Origin of the sequence: Flavobacterium muglaense, from assembly GCF_014305155.1 — a bacterium.
Classification (GTDB): Bacteria; Bacteroidota; Bacteroidia; order Flavobacteriales; family Flavobacteriaceae; genus Flavobacterium; species Flavobacterium muglaense.
Genome location: NZ_JACRUK010000107.1, coordinates 1 through 2,194, shown reverse-complemented (window position 1 = coordinate 2,194; position 2,194 = coordinate 1). Strand labels below are relative to the sequence as shown.

Here is a 2,194-nt window from a genome sequence, read left to right as displayed (position 1 = left end):
AAAAAAGAGTAGAAATCCATAGATATCTACTCCTTTTTAGGTCTTAATTTATTAGAAACACTTTTTCAGTGCCCTCGGATATACACTGCAATCTTGTGGCGGCATAAACGCCCGCCGCCACAAGGATTTACGCTGCTATCCCTCACGCAAGCCTCAGTTCAAAAGAACAGTTACCCTTTTCGATAAAAACCATAACTTCCCTTAAAAAACAACAATCCCGTTTCATTTACAACTAATGCTACAAACATCATCATATCACAAATAGCTAAATTGGTAAACCAATTATTTTTTTTCTATCTTTAAAAACTAAAAAAAAGTAACGATGTTAAAAATAAAAGCCGTTTTTATCCTGAGTATTTTCTTTGTTTCCATTAGCCTTTTTGCACAAGACCTGCCTAGCGAAACCGTTATCAAAACAACTGATTTATACAATCACCTAAAAGACGATCTAAAAAAACAAATTCCAAATACCGAAGCAGCACTAGCCAGCTACTATAGAACCGCTTTTTCGCAACGTTTTTATTACGACTGGAAAACCGTTCCTGAGCGTTTTGCCTTATACCAATCCACATTTCCAGAAGCAAAAAAAGACCATCTAGAACGTGCCAAAGACCACATGACTAAATTTGCAGCAAGCTCACCGTGGGTACTTCCTTTTAATTATCAAAACGGACAAAAAGTGAACGCCTATGCATTACGCCATTTAGCTAGGCAACATAAAATGATTGATATTGCCTTCAACTATTTTTATGACAATAAAAACCCCATCTACATCAACTATTTCACGCAACAAATGCAGTCTTTAAATACCGCATTAGAAAACAAAACTTACGAAAAAATTGAAAATGGAAACGGTACTTACGAGGCCTTTAGATCTGGATACCGCATTTTAAATTGGTTAGAAATTCACAACCTATTTCTAGGAGAAAAAGCATATACAGATAAAGACCAATTGACTACAATTGCTACTTTATTGCAACACGGCGAAAACTTATACCAAACCAATGCCACATTTACAGATGGTAATCATCAAACAAGAGGCATGTCGGCTTTGGCAATGCTAGCCATTCTTTTAAGAGATTTTGAAGGAACAGATAAATGGTACGATAGAGCGATGCTGCGCCTGAACGAACATTTAGACAAAGAAATAAATCCTGACGGTTTTCAATTTGAGCGTTCGGTTCACTACCACATGAGTGATATCGAAACCTATTATTTTGTCTACCAACTAGCCAAATACAGCAACATAGCCATTGACTCTACTTTTGAAAACAAACTAAAATCGCTTTTCACCAGTTTAGCCAAAATTTCATATCCTGACAAAACCGCCCCCGTACTCCAAGATGACACAAATGAGCCTTGGGCCGAAAAAAATGACATCGAGGGAACGATGACTTTAGGGTACGTTTTATTTGAAGACCCTACCTTTGGTTATTTTGCCAAAGACAAGATAGACGCTGGCCTATATTGGTTTTTAAACCAACACCAACTTGAGTCACTGCAAGACATTAAAAAACAAAACCCAAACTACGGTTCTGTTGCTTTGCCCGAAACAGCTTATTACGTAATGCGTCAAGGCTGGGACAAAAAAGACAAAATGATGATCATTAGTAATGGCGTAGACGACTTGAAGCCAGATCATCAACATGGCGATGTTTTAGGAATTCAAGCTGTAGCAAATGGCCAAGTAATTTTACCCAATTATCAAGTGCGCTATTCCTTAACCGACTTTGATTTCTTCAAGAGTTCCATGGTCAAAAACGTAGCTTTGGTTGATAATGAAGTACAAGGAAAACAATGGACCTCTAATGAAGGCGGTAGCGGTTTTGGGAAATTTAAAAACCTGCCTTTACCCAAAACAATCGCTTGGGAAACCAACTCACAATTTGACCTGTTTGTAGGAAGCCACAATGGATTTGAAAATATAGGCGTTAACTATAGCCGACAACTAATTTATGTGAAAGATAACTTCTGGATTGTTAAAGACAATTTTACTTCAAATACGCCTCATACTTACAAACAAGTTTGGCAAGGCCATTATACCGAAGAGCTGAAACCCAATTTAATTCGCTCTAATTTTCCTGATGCGACTGGTTTAGATATTTACCAGCTTGCAGCCGTCAGGCTGTGAAAAAACCTCATTTAGTCGCTATTTTGACTTAAAATCATCCTCATAAACATCACTACAATCGTT

General features: G+C 37.4%; 1 protein-coding gene. It reads left to right on the top strand.

Annotated features, from left to right (window positions below; all coding sequences use genetic code 11):
- Positions 1-322 precede the first annotated feature (322 nt).
- On the top strand, positions 323-2,131 hold the full coding sequence (locus H8R24_RS17930; RefSeq protein ID WP_187021819.1) for a heparinase II/III family protein: 1,809 nt from the start codon (positions 323-325) through the stop codon (positions 2,129-2,131).
- The last annotated feature ends 63 nt before the right edge of the window (positions 2,132-2,194 follow it).

Coding starts and splice junctions, on each gene's coding strand:
- H8R24_RS17930 (WP_187021819.1), top strand. CDS start 323: ATGTTAAAAATAAAAGCCGTTTTTATCCTGAGTATTTTCTTTGTTTCC.